General features: G+C 74.3%; 15 protein-coding genes and 2 pseudogenes. 10 read left to right on the forward strand and 7 right to left on the reverse strand.

The window, feature by feature from the left end:
- The first annotated feature begins 36 nt into the window (after nucleotides 1–36).
- The 3 genes from BX266_RS05085 (at nucleotide 37) to BX266_RS05095 (ending at nucleotide 3017) form a co-directional block, all read left to right on the forward strand.
- Nucleotides 37–927 (forward strand): endonuclease/exonuclease/phosphatase family protein, encoded by an 891-nt coding sequence (locus BX266_RS05085; RefSeq protein ID WP_259464549.1) that lies wholly within the window; start codon nucleotides 37–39, stop codon nucleotides 925–927.
- Nucleotides 928–1130: 203 nt separating this feature from the next.
- Nucleotides 1131–2093 (forward strand): hypothetical protein, encoded by a 963-nt coding sequence (locus BX266_RS05090; RefSeq protein ID WP_099897723.1) that lies wholly within the window; start codon nucleotides 1131–1133, stop codon nucleotides 2091–2093.
- An 84-nt stretch (nucleotides 2094–2177) separates the two neighbouring features.
- Nucleotides 2178–3017, forward strand: a complete 840-nt coding sequence (locus BX266_RS05095; protein ID WP_099897724.1) for an NAD(P)H-binding protein — start codon at nucleotides 2178–2180, stop codon at nucleotides 3015–3017.
- 41 nt (nucleotides 3018–3058) lie between these two features.
- Here BX266_RS05095 and BX266_RS05100 read toward each other — a convergent pair whose 3' ends face one another.
- From BX266_RS05100 to BX266_RS05115, 4 genes are all read right to left on the reverse strand, one after another.
- Nucleotides 3059–3922, reverse strand: coding sequence for a DUF3592 domain-containing protein (locus BX266_RS05100; protein WP_099897725.1), 864 nt, complete (start codon nucleotides 3920–3922; stop codon nucleotides 3059–3061).
- A 125-nt stretch (nucleotides 3923–4047) separates the two neighbouring features.
- Nucleotides 4048–5151: a hypothetical protein gene (locus tag BX266_RS05105; protein WP_099897726.1), complete on the reverse strand. Its 1104-nt coding sequence runs from the start codon at nucleotides 5149–5151 to the stop codon at nucleotides 4048–4050.
- Nucleotides 5152–5278: 127 nt separating this feature from the next.
- Nucleotides 5279–6442, reverse strand: coding sequence for a GDSL-type esterase/lipase family protein (locus tag BX266_RS05110; RefSeq protein ID WP_099897727.1), 1164 nt, complete (start codon nucleotides 6440–6442; stop codon nucleotides 5279–5281).
- A gap of 239 nt (nucleotides 6443–6681) precedes the next feature.
- Nucleotides 6682–7587: a LysR family transcriptional regulator gene (locus BX266_RS05115; RefSeq protein WP_099897728.1), complete on the reverse strand. Its 906-nt coding sequence runs from the start codon at nucleotides 7585–7587 to the stop codon at nucleotides 6682–6684.
- A gap of 71 nt (nucleotides 7588–7658) precedes the next feature.
- Here BX266_RS05115 and BX266_RS05120 point away from each other — a divergent pair, with 71 nt between their 5' ends.
- From BX266_RS05120 to BX266_RS05135, 4 genes are all read left to right on the forward strand, one after another.
- Nucleotides 7659–8651 carry an NAD-dependent epimerase/dehydratase family protein gene (locus BX266_RS05120; protein ID WP_099897729.1) on the forward strand — a complete coding sequence of 331 codons (993 nt, stop codon included), beginning with the start codon at nucleotides 7659–7661 and terminating at the stop codon, nucleotides 8649–8651.
- 12 nt (nucleotides 8652–8663) lie between these two features.
- Nucleotides 8664–9548, forward strand: coding sequence for an aldo/keto reductase (locus BX266_RS05125; RefSeq protein WP_099897730.1), 885 nt, complete (start codon nucleotides 8664–8666; stop codon nucleotides 9546–9548).
- A 254-nt stretch (nucleotides 9549–9802) separates the two neighbouring features.
- Nucleotides 9803–11911: a cellulose binding domain-containing protein gene (locus BX266_RS05130; protein WP_099897731.1), complete on the forward strand. Its 2109-nt coding sequence runs from the start codon at nucleotides 9803–9805 to the stop codon at nucleotides 11909–11911.
- 156 nt (nucleotides 11912–12067) lie between these two features.
- Nucleotides 12068–12835 (forward strand): hypothetical protein, encoded by a 768-nt coding sequence (locus tag BX266_RS05135; RefSeq protein ID WP_099897732.1) that lies wholly within the window; start codon nucleotides 12068–12070, stop codon nucleotides 12833–12835.
- A 7-nt stretch (nucleotides 12836–12842) separates the two neighbouring features.
- On the opposite strand, the pseudogene BX266_RS05140 reads toward BX266_RS05135, so the two are convergent.
- Nucleotides 12843–13771 (reverse strand): annotated as a pseudogene (locus tag BX266_RS05140) (alpha/beta hydrolase family protein).
- A 104-nt stretch (nucleotides 13772–13875) separates the two neighbouring features.
- Nucleotides 13876–14367 (reverse strand): MarR family winged helix-turn-helix transcriptional regulator, encoded by a 492-nt coding sequence (locus tag BX266_RS05145; protein ID WP_180290387.1) that lies wholly within the window; start codon nucleotides 14365–14367, stop codon nucleotides 13876–13878.
- Nucleotides 14368–14439: 72 nt separating this feature from the next.
- Between BX266_RS05145 and BX266_RS05150 the strand changes: the two genes are divergently transcribed.
- Nucleotides 14440–15081: an MBL fold metallo-hydrolase gene (locus BX266_RS05150; RefSeq protein WP_099897733.1), complete on the forward strand. Its 642-nt coding sequence runs from the start codon at nucleotides 14440–14442 to the stop codon at nucleotides 15079–15081.
- A 453-nt stretch (nucleotides 15082–15534) separates the two neighbouring features.
- Here the strand turns inward: BX266_RS05150 and BX266_RS39710 are convergent.
- Nucleotides 15535–15789: pseudogene (locus BX266_RS39710) on the reverse strand (flavodoxin family protein); the annotation flags it as partial.
- Between BX266_RS39710 and BX266_RS05160 the strand changes: the two are divergent.
- Nucleotides 15679–17637: a GH32 C-terminal domain-containing protein gene (locus BX266_RS05160; RefSeq protein WP_259464550.1), complete on the forward strand. Its 1959-nt coding sequence runs from the start codon at nucleotides 15679–15681 to the stop codon at nucleotides 17635–17637. The pseudogene BX266_RS39710 and the gene BX266_RS05160 overlap by 111 nt on opposite strands.
- Nucleotides 17638–17825: 188 nt before the next feature.
- Nucleotides 17826–18836, forward strand: coding sequence for a LacI family DNA-binding transcriptional regulator (locus tag BX266_RS05165; RefSeq protein ID WP_180290388.1), 1011 nt, complete (start codon nucleotides 17826–17828; stop codon nucleotides 18834–18836).
- Nucleotides 18837–18888: the final 52 nt, after the last annotated feature.

An 18888-nucleotide genomic window follows, 5' to 3' on the forward strand; every position in this document is an offset into this window, starting at 1 on the left:
ATGGGACGCCACGGCACCCTGTTGTACCGTCGAACGGTGATCGACTCCGCGCCGGTGCGCCTGGCGACCTTCAACGTGCTGCACGGCCGGCAGGTCCTCGCCGACGGCCGCCCCTCGGTGACGGCCGAGGGGACCGCCACCGTGGGACCGCTGGTCGAGGCGGTCGCCGCGCTGGACGCCGACGTCCTGGCGCTCCAGGAACTCGACCGGTTCCAGCCCCGCTCGGGACGGGTGGACCAGGCGCGGGCGCTCGCGGAGGCGCTGGAGGTCGCCGACTGGCGCTACGGCTCCGCGCTGCACGCCCGCTCGGTGCCGGGCCGGACCTGGGAGGTCGACCGGTCCGAGCCGGGACTGCGGGTGTACGGCCCGCCGGGGGTCGGGCACGACGGCGAGTCCCCTTCGCACGGGGTCGCCCTGCTGTCCCGGCTGCCGGTGCTGGAGTGGCGGGCCCGCCGGTTCACCGCGCCGCCCGTCGCGCTGCCGCTGCGCACGGCCGGGCGAGCGGGCCTGACGGTGATCCGCGACCGGCCACGGGCGGCGCTGGCCGCCGTCCTGGCGGGGCCGCGCGGCCCGTTCACGGCGGTGGCGCTGCACCTGTCCTTCGTCCCCGGGTGGAACCTCCGTCAACTCCTCGCCGTGCACCGCTGGATCGCCGACCTGCCCCGGCCGCACCTGCTGCTCGGTGACCTCAACCTGCCGGGCGCGCTGCCCGCCGCCGCCCTCCGCGCAGCCGACCGGTCGGCCCGCCGTCCGCCGTCCGGCTGGCGGGACCTGGCCCGCGCGGCGACCTTCCCCGCGCACCGTCCGCGGCTGCAGCTCGACCACATCCTGGCCGGCGGTCCCGGCCCGGACGTCCCGACTGCCGTGCGGTCGCCGGCCATGACGATCTCCGACCACCGCCCGCTGGTGGTCGAGCTGTCACTGTGACCGGGCCGGCAGCCTGGCCCTCGACCAACCGGTGGAAGAAAATCGGGGTCGCGATGCTGTGCAAGCACCAGAGACTGCGACTCCGAAGGTGCCGCAGCCGGCAGCCGGGCCCTCGACCAACCGGTAGGAATATCGGGTCGCGGGATGCTGCGCCGGCACGAGAGACTGCGCAGCTGATCACCGTTCGACCTCGAAGGTGCCGCATGACCGCTCCGCTCCCGCCCGACCGCCCGCAGCCGCAGGACGCGCCGCCGGCTCCCAATCCGTGGGCGGTGCCCACCGGCTCCGCCGGGCGGGCGGCCGAACCGCAGCCGTTCCCGTACCCGTACCCGTATCCCGCCGGTCCGCTCCCGGCGGGCGGCCGGAGCGGGCCGCAGAACGGGCAGGGCACGGCGGCTCTGGTGCTCGGCCTCATCGGCGCGGTCCTCGGCCTGGCCCTGGTGCTGGCCTGGCTGGCCTGGCTGCCCGCGCTGCTCGCCGTGGTGTTCGGCGGTGTCGGCCTGAGCCTGGCCCGCCAGGGCTTGGCGACCAACCGGCGGGCGGCGCTGGCCGGTCTGAGCCTGGGTCTCGCGGGCCTGCTGCTCTCGCTCGGCGGCGGCCTCTGGACGGTCGCCGAGGCACGCTCCGCGGAGCGTGCGCGGGCCGCCGCCCGTGAGCGGGCGGTGCAGGAGGACAGGGCCCGCGACGCCGAGCGGCAGCGCGTCCGGGACGAGGCGCGGCGGGCGGCCGACGCGGCGGAGCAGGAGCGGCTCGCGGACGAGCGCGCCCGCCGGCTGCCCTTCGGCGGCAGCTACACCTACCCGGACGGGCTGAAGGTCACCATGGCGCCGCCGACCCCGTTCGAGCCGGACGGCCGCGTCTTCGCGCCGCCGAAGAACTCCACCTTCGTCCAGGTCCGGATCACCGTCGTCAACACCGGCTCCGCGCCGATCTCCCTGCACGGTTCCGGCGGCTTCGCCCGGGACGCTGCCGGCACCCTGCTCCACCCGATGGTCGGGGAGGGCGAGTACGAGCCGCTCGCCGACGCGCTGGCCCCCGGCGCGACGAGCACCTCGCTGGACTCGTACGCCCTGCCGAACGCGGCGGCGGACCGGCTGAAGGTCGACTTCAGCCACACCACGCCCGGGGAGCGCAGGACGGTGATCTGGACCGGCTCGCCCCGCTGATCCGATGTCACACTCCGCGGCCGGTGCCGCTCTCGGGTCCGACCGCCCGCGAGGGCGTCGCGGATCGGATGGAGGAGCAGACAGATGATCATGGTGACGGGTGCGACCGGAACCGTCGGACGTGAAGTGGTTGACCTGCTGGTCGGGCGCGGCGAGCAGGTCGCGGCGGTGACCCGCGACCCGGCCGGCCCGGTCGCCGGCGGCGCGCGGCGGGTGGTCGGCGACCCGTCCGCCCCGCGGTCGCTCGCGGCGGCGCTGAACGGCGTCGAGGCCCTGCTGCTCAGCCCGCGCGCGGCCGGCGGCGCCAGTGCCGACCTGCTGGCGCTGGCGGCCGGACGCGGCGTGCGGCGGGTGGTGGTGCTGTCCGCGGTCACCGTCGAGTACGGCGGCGGCTACCGGCGCTTCGCGGCGGAGTTCGCCCGGGTCGAGGAGGCGGCCAAGGCCTCCGGGCTGGCCTGGACCCTGCTGCGCTGCGCGGACTTCGCCGCCAACTCGCTCGCCTGGGCGCCGCAGATCCGGGCGACCGGCCGGGCCCGGGGCGTGCACGGCGACGCCGCCACTTCGCCCGTCCACCAGCGCGACCTCGCGGAGGTCGCCGTCCGGGCGCTGCTGGACCCGGCCCACGCGGGGCGGGCGTACGCGCTCACCGGGCCGCAGTCGCTGACCCAGCGCGACCGGGCCCGGCTGATCGGCCGGGCGATCGGCCGGGAGGTGCCGTTCGAGGAGGTGCGGCCGGAGGAGCTGCGCCGGGCGCTGCTCGCCCAGGGACTTCCCGCGGACGTGCCGGACCGGCTGATCGGCTACGCGGCCGCCTGCCTGGCCGAACCGGGCCCGACCACGGACACGGTGGCCCGGCTGCTGGGACGCCCCGCGCTGGCGTTCGCCGACTGGGCCGCCGAGAACGCGGCGGCCTTCCGGAGCTGACGGCCCGTCACCGTCCCGTCGGCGCCGTCGCCGACGCCCCGTCAGAGCAGCAGCGCGCCCGCCACGGCCGTCGCCGCGAGCAGCCCGGCGACCGCGGCGTGGATCGTCACGTCGCGGTCCGCCGAGCGGTGGTCGGCCGCGGGGTCCAGGGTGAACTCGGCCGGGTCGGCGGGCGAGTAGTGGACGGTGACGGCCCGGCCGCGCGCGCCGGCCGGGCCGGGCAGGTGCTCGGTGCAGAAAGCGGTGACGGCCCGGCCGTCGCGGGTGGTGAAGGCGAGGACCGGGGTGATGGTGGTGGAGACGCCGCCGTCGTCCTGGTCGACGCTGACGTCCTTCAGCACCGCGACCACCTCGCCCGGGGCCGTCTCCATCCCGGCCAGCCGGCGCAGCCGCGCGTTCTTGGCGCGCACCGCCCCGGGCAGTTGGCTCGCACCGGCCAGCGCCCCCGGGACGCCGACCCCGATCAGCGCCCACGGCCAGGCCCAGTCGATCGCGGCCAGCACCACCAGTCCGACGTACACCAGGAACAGCGCGAACGCCGGCCACCCCAGCCCGCGGCCGGGCGGGTCCGGGAGGCGCGCGAACCGGTACGCGTGCGGCCGTCCGCGCGGATGGTTGACGCCGATCTCCCGGCCCTCCCAGGCTTCGGTGATCGGCTCGCCGCGCTCACCGTCGTTGGTCACCGTGACCTGCTGCCCGGACGCCGGGTCGCGGTAGCCGACCACCACCGAGATCCCACCGCGCCGGGACCCGCCGTGCCGCGGCGGCCGCACCCGCTCGATCCGGCCGGTCAGCCGGACCGTCCGCTGCGCTCCGGTCAGCCCGGCCAGCGACCGGCCGACCCCGACCAGCGCCGCCGCGCCCCACACCGCGCACCACAGGCGCAGCCACTCGTCCCACCCCATGGCACCCCTTCTCGTCGTCGACCCCCGCTGCGCCGGACCGCCCTGCCCCGCCGTCAGCCTCCGCTGCGCCGGACCGCCCTGCCCCGCCGTCAGCCTCCGCTGCGCCGGACCGCCCTGCCCCGCCGTCAGCCTCCGCTGCGCCCCAGGACCTTGCCCTGCCCGTCGGCCTCCAAAGTGCCGGTGCCCGTGTCGCCGGTCACCACCACCCGGAGGGTCAGCGCGCCGGTGAGGCCGTCGGCGGTCAGCTGCCAGCTCCGGCCGGAGCCGACCCGCAGGCTGCTGCTGGCCTCCTCGACCAGGGCGGGCACCCGGTCGTACGGCAGCGCACGCGGGTCGAACCCGCCGGCCGTCACGTCGCTCGGGGCGAACACCACGGTGAGCAGGCGGTCCTGCACCACGACGGTGAGCGCCTGCCGGGCGTCGTCCTCGGTCAACGCCTCGACGGCCCGGCGCAGTTCGCCCTGGTCGAGGAGCGAACGGCCTGGCCCGAGGGCGACCGTGCCGGTGCCCGAGGTCACCGTGGTGGTCTCTGACGTCACGGTCGTGGTCCCGGACGTCACCGCCGCCGGGGGTGCGCCGCCGCCGGCGCCGGCCGGGCGGTCGGGGCCGAACAGGTCCGCGCGGAACAGCACCAGCACCGCGGCGACCCCGAGCAGCACGCCCAGCAGCGTCAGGAACCCGGCGGCCCGGGCGGGCGCCGGCTCGCCGCCCATGGCCGGACCGGGCACCGAGTCCAGTCGCGCCTCCGCGGCCCGCTGCTCCCAGTCGGGGGTCGGCCGCCGGACGATCCGCACCTGCCACCGCCGGTCCGGCGGGTACTCGACCACCACCACCGTGCCCGGCCGGTAGTCGGCCAACTCGACCAGGTTGACCTCCTGCCGGACCTCCACCCGGTACCCGGGCGCGTCGTCCGGCACGACGCTCAGCTCGAACCGCACCGGCACGTCGGTGGCCTCGCCGGGGGACGGTTCCAGGCTCTCGACCACCGCCAGCGCCGTGCGCGGCGCGACCGCCCCCTCCCGGCGACGGCGCGGCAGCGTGCCGAGGAGGAACAGCAGCCCGTACGCCGCCGGCAGCGCCAGTCCGACGACCACCAGCGCGGCCCGCCCCACGACGCACCCGGCGACGAACGCGGTCAGCCCCGCTCCGATCACCCCGCCGGTCAGGAAGCCCGACGCCAGGTCGGAGGGCGGGTGGTGCTTCGGCGGCGCGCCCTCGGTGATCGTCATACCCCGATTGTGCCCGTCGTCGCCGGGCGCCGACAGTACTGGTGCCCGCCCCAAGTGCGCCGCGCCCCCGCGGAGTTCGTCCGTGGGGGCGCGGGGTGCCCGGCGTCGGGCGGTGCGGGACGACGGGTCAGGGCCTGGCGGCCAGGTACATCCCGGCGGCGTCCTGCCCGGCCGTGTTGTGGCAGGACCAGTTGCCGGAGGTCTTGGCGTTGAGCAGGGTCAGGCAGCGCCCGAGGGCCTGCTGGGCGTAGTAGTCGGGGTGGAAGGACTCCTGGGTGGCGCCCTGGACGGTGCTGCCGTAGTCCAGGAAGCGGGCCCATTCGCTGGTGGTGGCGGAGGGGGCGTTGGTCGGGGTGGCGAGCCTGGCGGTCTTCGCGCACACCTCGCGGCCCTGCAGCAGGTCGCGCAGGTCGAGGAACTGGACGCCCTTGGCTGCCGCGACGCCGGCCAGCCGGTCGGCGATCTGCGGGACGAGCGAGTCGCGGGCCCAGTCGGCGTCCAGGTTCCAGAACGGGCAGCCGCCGGTGTTGGTCCGGCTCCAGCCGCTCTCCGGGTACCGGTTCTCGGAGCTGCGCGGGATCGGCGACGGGTAGGACTGCAGCACGATCCGGTAGTCGCCGGAGCCGTAGCCGGCCGCCGACATGACGGCCCGGATCTCGTCGACGGACTTTCCGACCCCGCTCATCGCGGCGTCCATCTTCGCGTCGACCGCGGCCTGCTGGTCGTCGTGGCAGTACGACCACCAGATCTCGTAGTCCTGCACGCAGGTGGAGATCACGTCGGCGAAGCCCAGGTCGTTGCCGCCGATCGACAGGGTGATCAGCTTGACGTCGTACTGCGAGGCCACGGCGGCGAGTTGGTCGGCCTGCGGGGCCTCGCCCTTGAACGGCTGCCCGCCGTTGGCGGCGCGGAAGACGTTGTCCGAGGTGGCGCCGGAGCAGGCCAGGTTGAGCTGGGTCTGGTTGACCGCGGGGGCGCTGCGCACCTCGGCGACGTCGGAGCGGTCGCACCCGCTCGCGGACGTGGCGCCGTACACCCGGGTCGGGTCGTAGCCGGATCCGGTCCAGGCGCGGTCGGTGCCGTCCCGACTGCCGCTGGTGGTGTCGCTGTTGCCCTTCCAGCGACCGGCTTCGCCGGAGATGTAGCTGTCGCCCATCGCGACGGTGGCGGTGGGCCCGGTGCCCGGCGCGGCGGCGGCCGGGGTGGCCAGGGCGACGGCGGGCAGCGCGAGGGCCGCTGCGGCGAGCAGGGCGAGTGTTGCTCTGGGGGTGGTGCGTCGGCTCTTCGGCACGGCGGAACTCCTGCGAACGGCCTCGCGCGCGTGGGATCGCGAGGCACTGGTGAGGGTGGGCCGCCGGCCGGTGGCGCGAAGAATGTGACATGCGCACGGTTGTTACCGCCAGGTATCTGCACGCCTCAATTCGCAGCGTCACAGACCTTCTCGCTGTGTTACCGGCGAGTTCGCCGAGCTTCCGCGCAGGATTTGACCGCCTCCTGGCCGAGCGGCCCTGCGCCTCGCGGCCGGTCGGTTCAGCCGGCCACCGCCGCCGCCCCCGCCTGCAGGGCCTCCAGCAGCGTCGCCGTCCGGCCGTGGGCGCGGCGGCGCAGCACGGCGACGCCGAGATGCCGGGTGGGCGCCGGGGGCGTGATCGGGACGGCCCGCACGCCCGGCACCTGCGGGTCCAGCGCGATGGAGGGGACCAGGGAGATGCCCATGCCCGCGGCGACCAGCGAGCGGGCGAAGAAGTAGTCGGTGGTGGTGCCGCGCACGTCCGGGTCGAACCCGGCCCGCTCGGCGTAGCGGCGCAGGTACGCCTCGGTCTTCAGGCAGCCGAGGACCCAGGGCTCGGCCGCCAACTCGGCGATCTCCACCGCCTCGCGGCCGGCCAGCGGGTGCCGCTCGGGCAGCACGACGTGCAGCGGGTCGTCCAGCAGGGCGATCCACTCCAGGCCGGAGCCCGGGCCGAGCCGGCCCGGCAGCGGGCCGTCGAAGTGGTACGCGAGGGCCAGGTCCACCGCGCCCCGGCGGACCAGCGGCAGGCTGTCCTCCGGCTCGCACTCCCGGACGTGGACCACCGTGTCGGGGTGGGCGGCCGTGAGCCGTTCGAACGCGGCGGGCAGCAGCAGCCGCCCGCCGCTGGTGAAGGTGGCCACGGTCAGCTGTGTGCGGCCGCTGCCGAGCCGGTCCACCTGCTGCCTGGCGTGTTGCAGCTCCGCGGCGACCGACTCGGCGGCGCCGACCATGATCCGACCGGCCGGGGTGAGGGCGACCCCGCGGGTGCTGCGGGCCACCACCTGGGCCCCGAGGCTGCGCTCCAGCGCGGCGACCTGCTGCGACACCGCCGACGGCGTCAGGCGGAGGGCCGCCGCGGCCCGGTTGAAGCTGCCGTGCTCCGCCACGCTCCGCAGCACGCGCAACCGCTGCACATCGATCAACAGTTTTCCTTCATACGCATCCAGCAGGCCGGTACTTCTGCTGGCGACTGTAGGCGTTCCAGGATGGCGGCATGGCAACAATCTGCGTGATCGGCGGAAGCCGGTACTTCGGCAAGCTCCTGGTGCGACGACTGCAGGCCGCGGGCCACCGGGTGACCGTGCTCAACCGCGGCTCCACCGCGCCGCCCGCCGGCGTCGAGCACCTGGTCGCCGACCGCGACGACGCCGTCGCGCTGGCCGCCGCCCTGGGCGACCGCACCTTCGACGTGGTCGTCGACCAGGTCTGCTACACCCCCGTACAGGCCGCGACCGCCGCCCGGGTGTTCGCCGGCCGCACCCTCCGCTACGTCATGACCTCCACCATCGAGGTCTACGACCCGGCGACCGCCGACCTCGCTGCCGGGTCGTTCGGAACCCCGGTCCCGGAGCAGCGCGTGGACCCGGCCGGCTGGCCGGTGGCGATGGAACTCCCCTGGCAGGACGCCGAGTTCGTGGAGGCCCAGTACGCCGAGGGCAAGCGGCAGGCCGAGGCCGTGCTCACCCGGGCCGGCGGCTTCGCCTTCGCGGCCGTGCGCAGTGCCCACGTCCTCGGCGGCGGCGCAGCGGAGTTCACCGGGCGGCTGGCGCACTACGTCGAACGCGTCGCCCGCGGCGAGGAGATCGCCGTGCACGCCGAGCCGCTGCCGACGGTCTTCATCCACCACGAGGAGCTGGCCGATCTGCTGCAGTGGGCGGCCACCGGCACCGACTTCACCGGCCCCCTCAACGCCTGCTCCGACGGGCCGCTCGACGCCCGTGCCCTCACCGCCACGGTCGCCGCCCGACTGGGACGCCGTCCCCGGTACCGCACCGTCGCCCCGGGCGAGACCGCTTCGCCGTTCTCCTTCGACCGCCCCTACGCCATGGACAACACCCGCGCCAAGCAGCTCGGCTTCGTCTTCTCCCACACCACCGACTGGCTGCCCGCCGCCGTCGCCGAAACACTCGCCCCGGGCGTCACCCACCAGTTGCGGGCCACGGCACTGCCCCGTACCCCAAACCCACCTTCTGCCGCTATCAGTTGAGGAACAGTCACCATGAAGTACCGCCGCATCGGCACCACCACCGTGAGCGCCGTCGGGCTGGGCGCCATGCCGTTGTCCATCGAGCGCCGGCCGGACCGGGACCGGGCGGTCGCGGTGATCCACGCCGCCCTGGACGCCGGGGTGACGCTCATCGACACCGCTGACAGCTACCACTGGCACCCGGGCGAGCAGGGCCACAACGAGTTGCTGATCGGCCGCGCGCTCGCCCGCTACGGCCGGGACGCCGCCGGCGTGCTGGTCGCCACCAAGGGCGGGCGCGGCCGCCCCGGCGACGGCAGTTGGACGGTGGACGGCAGTCCCGCACGTCTCAAGCGGGCCGCCGAAGCCTCGCTGAAGCGCCTGGGCACCGACAGCATCGGCCTCTACCAGCTGCACAAGCCGGACCCGGCGGTGCCCTGGGCGGAGTCCGTCGGCGCGCTGCGCGAGCTGCTGGACGCCGGCACGATCCGCGCCGCCGGAATCTCCAACGTCGGCGCCGAGCAGATCCGGGAGGCCCACGCGATCCTCGGCGACGGCCTGGTCTCCGTGCAGAACCGGTACTCGCCCGCCGTCCGGGACAGTGACCCCGAGCTGCGGCTCAGCACCGAACTCGGCCTGGCCTTCCTGCCGTGGAGCCCGCTGGGCGGCGTCTCCCGCAGCGCACTTGACGAGCCGTCGGGCGAGCCTTCGGCCGCCACCGCCTTCCACCTGGTGGCCGCCGAACGCGGCGTCAGCCCGCAACAGGTCGCCCTGGCCTGGCTGCTGGCCCGGTCCCCGGCCGTGATCCCGGTGCCGGGAGCCACTCGTCCGGCCTCGATCCGGGACTCGGCTGCGGCGGCCGGACTCGGACTCGACGCGGCAGAGCTGGCCCGGCTCGACGCCGCACCGCACGCCTGACCCCGGGCCGCGGTCCGGCCCCGACCCGTCGCCCACCGCGAACGTTTCAGCACCCGTGCGGTGGCCGGGAGTTGCGCGAACTGCGACGATCCCGCCGCGCGGCGGGCGGCCGTCCGGGCCGATTGACAGGCCCGCGGCCCCGTCCGGACGATCGGTGCGCTCCCACGTCCCACCTGTCGCACAGTTCCCCGTCCATCGTCCGGCTCCGCGGCGTGGCCCCGGGCCGGCGTCCCTCCCCGGGAGGAACGACCCCCATGCTGTTCCGCAGGAGACCAGACGGGCTCCGCCGCCCGCTCGCCGTGACCGCCTCGGCCGCCCTGGCCGCGGTCGCCGCGGCGCTGCCGCTGTCCGCCCCCGCCGCCGCGGCCGACCCGGCCCCCACCGGGGACACCACGGTCACCGTCAACGCCGGCGCGGGCCTGGGCACCGTCAACTCCGCCGCGCTCGGCGCCAACACCGCCATCTGGGACTCGTACATGAACGACCCCCAGGTGGCTTCGCTGTACCGGGCCGCGGGGATCGGCGCGCTGCGCTACCCGGGCGGCTCGTACTCCGACATCTACCACTGGGTCGACAACACCGCGCCCGGCGGCTACGTCGCCCCGGGCACCGACTTCGACGCCTTCATGGGGACCGTGCGGGCCACCGGCGCCCAGCCGATCCTGATCGCCAACTACGGCTCCGGCACGCCCCAGGAGGCGGCGGACTGGGTCCGGTACGCCAACGTCACCAAGAACTACGGGGCGAAGTACTGGGAGATCGGCAACGAGATCTACGGCAACGGGGTCTACGGCAGCGGCTGGGAGAACGACACCCACGCCGACAAGTCGCCCGACCAGTACGCCCGGGAGGTCAAGGCGTACGCCGCGGCGATGAAGGCCGTCGACCCGACCGTCAAGATCGGTGCGGTGCTCACCATGCCCGGCAACTGGCCGGACGGGATCGTGGCCGGCGGCGACACCGGCGACTGGAACCACACCGTGCTGGCCGCCGTCGCGCACGACGTCGACTTCGTCAGCGTGCACTGGTACCCGAACACCAGCACCGGCGACCAGTCGCTGGCCGCCGTGCAGCAACTGCCCGGTGAGCTCCGCGAGGTGCGCAACCTGGTGAACCGGTACGCGGGCGCCGACTCGGCGAAGATCGGCATCGCGATGACCGAGGTCAACTCCAACTCCGGCGGCGGCGCGTTCACCAGCCGCCCCAACGGGCTGTTCGCCGCGGAGGCGATGAGCACGGCGCTGGAGAACGGCGTGTTCAGCGTGGACTGGTGGGACACCCACAACGGCGCGGGAGCCATCACCGCCGTGGGCGGCGAGACCGACTACGGCGACATGGGCATGCTGTCCAACGGCAGTTGCACCGGCAGCGTCTGCGAGCCGGCGGTCAACACTCCGTTCGCGCCGTACTACGGCATCAAGGCGCTGGGCGCGCTCAGCGACCCGGGCGACACCATGCTGGCCTCCGCCTCCTCCGGCCCCGAGGTGTCCTCGCACGCGGTGCTGCGGGCCAACGGCGACCTCAGCGTGCTGCTGCTGAACAAGAGTTCCTCCGCCGCGCACACCGTGGACCTGCGCTACCTGGGCTTCACCGCCGACGGCTCGGTCCCCGCCGTCCAGCGCTGGGCGCCCGGTGACAACGGCCTGGTGGACGCCACCGGCACCGCCACCTCCTCCGCGGCGACGCTCGCCCCGTACTCGCTGGCCGTGCTGACCGTGCACCCGAAGAGCGGCACCGGCTCCTCCGCGGCCACCGTCGGCACGCCCGGCGCCCCGCAGACCACCGCGGTCGGCGCCAACACCGTCGCCCTGAGCTGGCCGGCCGCCACCGGCGCGGTGGACCGCTACGAGGTCTACGAGCAGCTCGGCACCACCGTTCAGCTGCTCGGCTCCTCCACCGGGACCTCGACCGCCCTCTACAACCTGCCGCCCGGCTCCCGGCACACCGTCAACGTGCTGGCCCGGGACCAGGCCGGCCACCTCTCCCGGCCCTCCGTCCCGCTGACCTTCACCACCGGCACCCCGAACGACAGCACCTGCACCGTCTCGTACCAGCTGACCGCCGGCTGGGGCAACGGCTTCGTCGCCAGCGTCGTGGTCACCAACCTCGGCCCGGCCGACCTCAACGGCTGGACCGTGGACTTCGACTGGCCGTCCACCGGCCAGTCGGTCGGCTCCTGGTGGAACGCCGACGTCACCGGCACCGGCCAGCACGTCCGCGTCACCAACGGCCAATACAACGCCCACCTCGCGCCGAACGGCGGCACCTCCGCCGACTTCGGCTTCGTCGGCAACAACAACGGCGCCAACCCGTCCCCGACGGTGTTCCGCCTGAACGGCACGGTCTGCCGCACCATCGCCTGACCCGATCCCCCCGGCCGGCCGTGGTTCCGCGGCCGGCCGGGGGGCGACGACCACCCGATCTACCCAAAAGCCTCACGGGCTGTCGCTGTTGTCGGACGTGTGCGGTGCTTAGGCTCCGGCATGCGAGGCAGTACCCGAGACTCGACGGAAGATCACATGGACTACTGCATGGCCTGCCGACGGCACCTCAACGGCGCGCTGTGCTGCCCGGGGTGCGGCAACTCCGGGACCCCGGCCCGACCGGCGATCCCGGCCCCGGCCCAGACGCCCGTCCCGGCACCGGTCACGCCGGCACCACCCGCGTACTCCGGCGCCCCCGGCCCCCTCGGATACGCCGGACCGCCCCCGTACGCGGGGCAGCCGGCCTACGGGGAGCCCGCGCCGGCCGAGCTGACGGACGGTCAGCCGTACTCCGATCCGGAACTGCCGACCGCGGAGCCGCGGGTGCCGCCGCAGCGCGGCCGGGCCGCCGCAGCGCCGTCCCGGAGCCGCCGCAAGTCGCGTGGACGGCAGCGCGGAGCGGTGGTCCTGTCGGCCGCCGGCCTGGTGGTCGGCGGGATCGGGGCCATGGCGATGGCCGTCATGGGCGGCCCCGACGGCGCCGTCGCACCGGCCGGCCCGACCGAGCCCGGCCACTCCGCGTCCATCGGCGACGCGGCCTCGGAGGAGGCGTCCACGCATCCCAGCACGGCCGCCGCCTCCCCCACCGGCGCCCACCGCAGCGGCAAGCCGTCGGCCTCACCCTCCACCGCCGGCCCCTCGGCGAGCACCGCCCCGTCCACGCCCCCGGCGACCAGACCGGCCGCCTCGCCCACCGCGACCCCGTCGGCGCCCACCTCGACGACCCCGGCGACCAGCGCTCCCCCCACCCGCTCGACCAGCCCGTCGCCCACCTGCAAGCCGGTGCTGTTCTGGTGCGCCTGACGCAGCGCTACTTGCTTTCGACCCGCCCGAACGGCTCCGGGCCGGTGGTCAGCGCGTCGCACGCGGCCTGCCAGGCGTGGTCGCCCGGGTGGAACCGGGTGCGCAGGTAGGCAGCGGTGAGCTGACCGAGGGCGGCGACCCGTTCCGGGTCCTCGTCGGTGGTCTCGGCGACGTCGTACCCGGAGATCCCGCCGAGTCCGTGCTCCGCGCCGAACAGGGTGAGCAGGGTCTTGGGGCCCGGGGCGAGGGTGTAGGGGTCGGCGTGCCAGTCCGGGCCGAGGTCCGTGAAGTGCCCGGAGTCGTCCTTGTCGCCGGCGACGACGAGCGCGGGCGTGGTCATGGTGGAGAAGTCGAGGGTGCGGAAGAACGGACCTTGTCGGCCATCCACCCGGTGAGGACGTCGTCACCGCCCCGTCCGGGCGCGGCGAGCAGGACGCCCGCCGTGATGCGGGGTTCGGTGAGGTCCACCTCCTCCCCCGTGTCCGGGTCGGTGACCCGGGCTCCCAGCAGCAGGGAGGCGGTGAAGCCGCCCAGCGAGTGGCCGGCCACGGCGACCTTCCGGGGGTCGATCCGCCCGGCGAGCCCCGGCACGGCGGCCGCGACGACGTCGAGCCGGTCGAGGATGCGGGTCATGTCCTCGGCACGCGAGCGCCAGAAGAAGGGGGCGCCCGGGGCGCCGGCCAGTTCGTGGCTCAGCGTCCTGGAGCTGAGGTGCGTCGGCTGGACGACGGCGAAGCCGCGGGCGGCCCACACGTCGGCGAGCGGCGCGTAGCCGTGCAGCGAGGAGAGGTGGTGGGAGCCGCCGTGGCCGTGGGAGAGCAGGATCACGGGCAGGTCGGTGCCGATCGCGGGTGCGGAGATGCGGAGCCGGAGGTCCACGGGACGTCCGGGAACGGGCAGCACCACCGGACTGCAGGACAGGACGGGGACGGGCATGGCGGCGGGGCTCCTTCTGAAACGGAACGTCGTTCCCGTTAATATTCGGAACAGAGTTCCACTTTGTCAACCGCCCGGCGGGCCGGACCCGTCGGCCCGCGGCGTCACCAGGCGCCGGTGACGGGTCCGCGGTCCGCGCCCGATCCGCTCCGGGCGATCTCCGCCGCGATCCGTTCGAGCACGGGCAGCGCCCGGGCGAGGGTCCGCCGCTCGTCCTCGTCCAGCCCCGCGCCGATGGCCCGGGCGAGCACGCCGATGCGGTCGCGACGGTCGGCTTCGACCGCGTGAACGCCCGCGGAGGTCAGCGCGAGGATCCGCTTGCGCGCGTCGGCCGGGTCGGGGCCGGCAGCGAGGAAGCCGGCCTCGGCGAGCTCCTTCACGGTGGCGGCCATCGTCTGGTGCCGCACTCCGCGGCTGGCGGCGAGCTCGGCCGTGGTCATCGGCCCCCGCCGGTCGAGCAGGTCCAGGACCCCGGCCGGGATGGTGGCGAGGCGGTCGGAGGACCGCGTCGCGCGGACCAGGGCGCCGACCGTGGTCCGCAGCGCGGCTGCGAGGCGGTCCGGCGAGGGGGCAGGTTCGGTGGATTGCTCGGGCATCCCGCCATGGTACGGGATGTACAGTCCAGACTGTACAGTCTCACCTGTACATCTCTCGGAGAGGACCTCGCGATGCAGCTGACCAAACACGCGCATGCCTGTGTGACCCTGGCCAAGGACGGCGGGCGACTCGTCATCGACCCCGGCGTCTTCACCCCCGACGCCGACCAGGCGGTCGCGGCCGCCGACGCCGTGCTGATCACCCACGAGCACTTCGACCACTTCGACGAGGACCTGATCGCCCGGTCGTTGGACGCCAGGCCCGAACTCCGGGTCTACGGACCGGCGTCCGTGGTCGAGCGGTGGTCGGCCCGCCCGGGCCGGACGACGGCCGTCGCCGCCGGGGACGCCATCGCGGTCGCCGGCTTCGAGGTGCGGGTCTTCGGCGAGCTGCACGCCGCCATCCACCGCGACATCGAACGCGTCTCCAACGTCGGCTACCTCGTCGACGGCCGGCTCTACCACCCCGGGGACGCGTACCACGTCCCCGACACTCCCGTCGACACCCTGCTGCTGCCCACCAGCGGGCCCTGGACCAAGCTCGGCGAGGCGGCGGACTACGTCCGGGAGGTCGCACCGACCCGCGTGGTCCAGATCCACGAGGCGATGCTCAGCCAGGTCGGGCAGTCGTCGACCGCCCGGATCCTGAGCCCGGAGATGCTGACCGCGACACCGCTGGAGATCGTGCCGGTCGGCGAGACCGTCGCGGTCTGAGCCCGGGCACGGGCCCGCGAGCGCCTCACGGCGGGGGTCGGCGGGTCTGCTCGACCCAGAGGGTCCTGCAGTCGTCTGTGCACCGACTGCCCCAGCGGTGGGTGAACCGGGCGGTCAGGAAGAGCCCTCGGCCGCCCTCGTCGGAGAGGCGGGCGCGGCGCAGGTGCGGCTGGGCCCGGCTCGGGGACCTCGCCGACCAGGTTGCGGTCGTTGAGCAGGCGCAGGTCGACGGGGCCGACGGCGTAGCGGATGGCGTTGGTCACCAGCTCGCTGACGATCAGTTCGGTGGTGAACACGGGGTCGTCCAGGCCCCGCTGCCCGTCCCTGGGTGTGGTGCGGACCGTCGGCGGCGGGAGCTGCCGCGACGACCAGGAACCCGGCCGTCTCGCTCGCGGGAGCCGCGCACAACTCCTCCAGCGGCCCTCCCGCGAGCTCCTCCACCCTGCGGCCCGGCGGGATGCCGCCGGTGTCCTTGAGCATCCGGGCCAGGTGGAGCCGGTTCCGAGTCATCAAGGCGGTGTTGCGGTTGGTGAAGTCGTTCTCCGGACCGCCGGACCCCTCGTCGAGGTACGTGGGCCCCGGGGCGTTCATCGCGCAGTGCTTGGCGCCGTCCTCGTTGCCGGTGATCGGGCAGCCGCCGATCCGCCCGTAATAGGCGTACTGGCCTTGCTCGTTGAGGACGGAGGAGTTGTCGCCGAGCCGGACCGGCGGAACACTCCGGCACCCTGGCTGACCACGTTCGACTCGGCGCGCGGCACCATGACCCTGTACCTCAACGGGACCCAGGTGGCGCAGAGCGCCATTCCCGTGGGGGTGAGCCTGCAGGCCGCGCAGGTGCCGCTGCTGATCGGGCGTCACAACCAGCCCGAGATCATCAACGGGACCTTCGCCGTCAACATGTTCAGCGGCCTCATCGACGAGGTGAAGGTCTACAACCGGCCCCTGAGCGCTGCCGAGGTCGCCGGCGGGCACAGCGCGACGCTGTCGACGTTCGCGGGCGGCGTGATCCCGGCCGCGCACATGCCCCAGGACCGCTCGCGCTACGACGGTGACAAGTACCGGCCCGGGTACCACTTCACCGCCCCGAACCACTGGATGAACGAGCCGCACGCCCCGATCTTCGTCAAGGGCCAGTACCACCTCTTCTACCAGTACAACGAGCACGGCCCCTACTGGCACAACATCAGCTGGGGACACGCGGTGAGCACGGACCTCGTGCACTGGAGGGACCTGCCGATCGCCCTGGCGCCCACCGCCGACAGCGTGGCACCGGACGGCGTCTGGTCGGGCGGCTCCACCGTCGACGGCAACGGCAACCCGGTACTGTTCTTCACCGCCGGCAACGACTCGCTCCACCCCAACCAGGCGGTCGGCACCGCCCGGCCGCTCGACCCCAATGACCCCGACCTGGTGCGCTGGGCGATGGACCCGCAGCTGGTCACGCAGCAGGACCCGGCCGCGAACGTCGGCGCCGGGCGCAAGGTCCGCGTCGGCGAGTTCCGCGACCCCAGCGTCTGGAAGGAGGGCAACACCTGGTTCGAGCTGGTGGGCTCCGGCGTCCAGACCACCGGCGGCGCCGACGTCGGCGGCACCGCGCTGCTGTACACCTCGACCGACCTGGTCAACTGGACCTACGTCGGCCCGCTCATGACGGGTGACGTCGGCGCCTACCCCAAGTCGGGCCAGGTGTGGGAGCTGCCCACCTTCCTGCCGATCGGCAAGGACGCCCAGGGCCGACAGCGCAACGCGCTGATCGTGAACCCCGCATTCAGCGGTCCGAGCCCCTACAGCAGCAAGAACACCCTGTACTGGGTGGGCACTTGGGACGCGGCGACCCGCACCTGGACGCCGGACAGCACCGAGCCGCGGATGTTCGACTACGGCGAGCACTTCACCGGCCCCAGCGGAACGGTCGACGGCAAGGGCAGGTCGCTGCTCTTCAGCATCGCCCAGGACCGCCGCACCGAGCAGGCCCACTACGACGCCGGATGGGCGCACAACGCCGGGCTGCCGGTCGAACTGACCATGCGCCCCGACGGTGACCTCGGCATCCGCCCGGTGGCCGAGACGGCGAACCTGCACGCCGGCGCCCCGCTGCTGGACGTGACCGGCCCGACGAGCATCGCCGCCGTGAACCAGCAACTCGCCTCCGTCAAGGGCGACATGCTCCAGGTCCACCTGACCCTCAAGCCCGGGACGGCCCAGCGCTTCGGCCTGGACGTCCTGCGCAGCCCCGGCGACGAGGAGCACACCCGGTTCTTCTACGACACCGCGAACGGCGGCACGTTCGGCGTCGACCGGACCAGGACCGGCAGCAACTCCGACGTGGACGGCAACCTCGGAGTGCAGAGCGGACCGCTCGTCCTCGACAACGGCCAGGTCACCCTGGACGTCTTCGTCGACCGCTCGATGGTCGAGGCGTACGCGAACTCGTACAAGTCGATCACCACCCGGGCCTACGACGTCCGCAACGACTCCCTCGGCCTGCAGCTGTGGGGAGACGGATCCGTCGTCCAGTCCATGACGGTCTGGAAGATGAACAGCATGACCGGCTGACCGGTCGACCAGGTGAGCGGCGCTGCACGCAACCGTGCGGCGCCGCTCGGCGGTCTGCCGCCGCCCGGCGGGCACCGACCGTGCAGAACTTGACAGACAACGCCGTTCCTCCGCATCGTCGCCCCCACGCGGGTTGCCGGAGGACCATCGCACAGGGGTGAACGACATTGACCGACCGACGGGTGACCATGAGCGACGTCGCTCGGCAGGCGGGGGTCTCGCAGACCACCGCCTCCTTCGTGCTGTCCGGGCGCACCGACATGCGGATCTCCGAGGCGGCGCAGGCGAGGGTGCGGGAGGCTGCCGCGGCGCTGGGCTACCGGCCGAACGTGACGGCGCGGAGCCTGCGCACCCGGGTCACCCGGACGATCGGGTTCGTCTCCGACGCCATCACCACCACCCCCTTCGCCGGCGAGGTGATCCGCGGCGCGCTGGAGGTGGCGAGGGCGCACGACCACCTGCTGTTCATCGTCGAGAGCGAGGGCTCGGCCGACACCGAGACGGCGCTGGTGAACGCCCTGGTGGACCGTCAGGTCGACGCGGTGGTCCTGGCGTCCATGTACACCAGGTACATCACGCCGCCCAAGGACCTGCACGGTCGGCGGGTGGTGCTGCTGAACTGCCTGGCCCCGGGGTTCGACGCGCCGTCGGTGATCCCCGACGAGGTCGAGGCCGGCCGCGCGGCCGGGCGGACGCTGCTGGCCGCCGGGCACCGGGACGGGGTCTGGGCGATCGGCGGCCACCAGGCGATCCCCGCGACCCCGGAGGGGACGTTCGCCGGCAACGAGCGGATGCGCGGGCTGCAGGAGGTGCTGCGGCAGGAGCGGGTGGTCCTGGACGGGGTCGTCGAGTGCGAGTGGAACGCCGAGGACGGCTACCGGGAGACCCGGGCGCTGCTGGAGGCCGGGCGGCGGCCGCGGGCCCTGGTGTGTTCGACCGACCGGCTCTCCTTCGGCGCCTACCAGGCCCTCGCGGAAGCGGGGCTCACCGTCCCGGAGGACGTGTCGGCCGTCTCGTTCGACGACCAGGACATCGCGTCGTGGCTGCGTCCCGCGTTGACGACCCTGGCGCTGCCGCACTACGAGATGGGCCGCACCGCGATGGAGCTGGTCCTCGGCGGGGAGCCGCTGGGCAGCGCAGTGCACCGGATCCCGATGCCGCTGCGGGAGCGCGGTTCGGTGGCCGCACCGGGACGTTGACGCGCACGACGGCGGCGCCCCCGACACGGAAGGGGTCGGGGGCGCCGCCGTC

The organism is Streptomyces sp. TLI_171, from assembly GCF_003610255.1.
GTDB lineage: Bacteria > Actinomycetota > Actinomycetes > Streptomycetales > Streptomycetaceae > Kitasatospora.

What these genes read in the sequence shown, in the direction of transcription:
- BX266_RS05090 (WP_099897723.1), top strand. Translation starts at nt 1,131, where the DNA reads ATGACCGCTCCGCTCCCGCCCGACCGCCCGCAGCCGCAGGACGCGCCG.
- BX266_RS05095 (WP_099897724.1), top strand. Translation starts at nt 2,178, where the DNA reads ATGATCATGGTGACGGGTGCGACCGGAACCGTCGGACGTGAAGTGGTT.
- BX266_RS05100 (WP_099897725.1), bottom strand. Translation starts at nt 3,922, where the DNA reads ATGGGGTGGGACGAGTGGCTGCGCCTGTGGTGCGCGGTGTGGGGCGCG.
- BX266_RS05105 (WP_099897726.1), bottom strand. Translation starts at nt 5,151, where the DNA reads ATGACGATCACCGAGGGCGCGCCGCCGAAGCACCACCCGCCCTCCGAC.
- BX266_RS05120 (WP_099897729.1), top strand. Translation starts at nt 7,659, where the DNA reads ATGGCAACAATCTGCGTGATCGGCGGAAGCCGGTACTTCGGCAAGCTC.
- BX266_RS05125 (WP_099897730.1), top strand. Translation starts at nt 8,664, where the DNA reads ATGAAGTACCGCCGCATCGGCACCACCACCGTGAGCGCCGTCGGGCTG.
- BX266_RS05130 (WP_099897731.1), top strand. Translation starts at nt 9,803, where the DNA reads ATGCTGTTCCGCAGGAGACCAGACGGGCTCCGCCGCCCGCTCGCCGTG.
- BX266_RS05135 (WP_099897732.1), top strand. Translation starts at nt 12,068, where the DNA reads ATGGACTACTGCATGGCCTGCCGACGGCACCTCAACGGCGCGCTGTGC.
- BX266_RS05145 (WP_180290387.1), bottom strand. Translation starts at nt 14,367, where the DNA reads ATGCCCGAGCAATCCACCGAACCTGCCCCCTCGCCGGACCGCCTCGCA.
- BX266_RS05150 (WP_099897733.1), top strand. Translation starts at nt 14,440, where the DNA reads ATGCAGCTGACCAAACACGCGCATGCCTGTGTGACCCTGGCCAAGGAC.
- BX266_RS05165 (WP_180290388.1), top strand. Translation starts at nt 17,826, where the DNA reads ATGAGCGACGTCGCTCGGCAGGCGGGGGTCTCGCAGACCACCGCCTCC.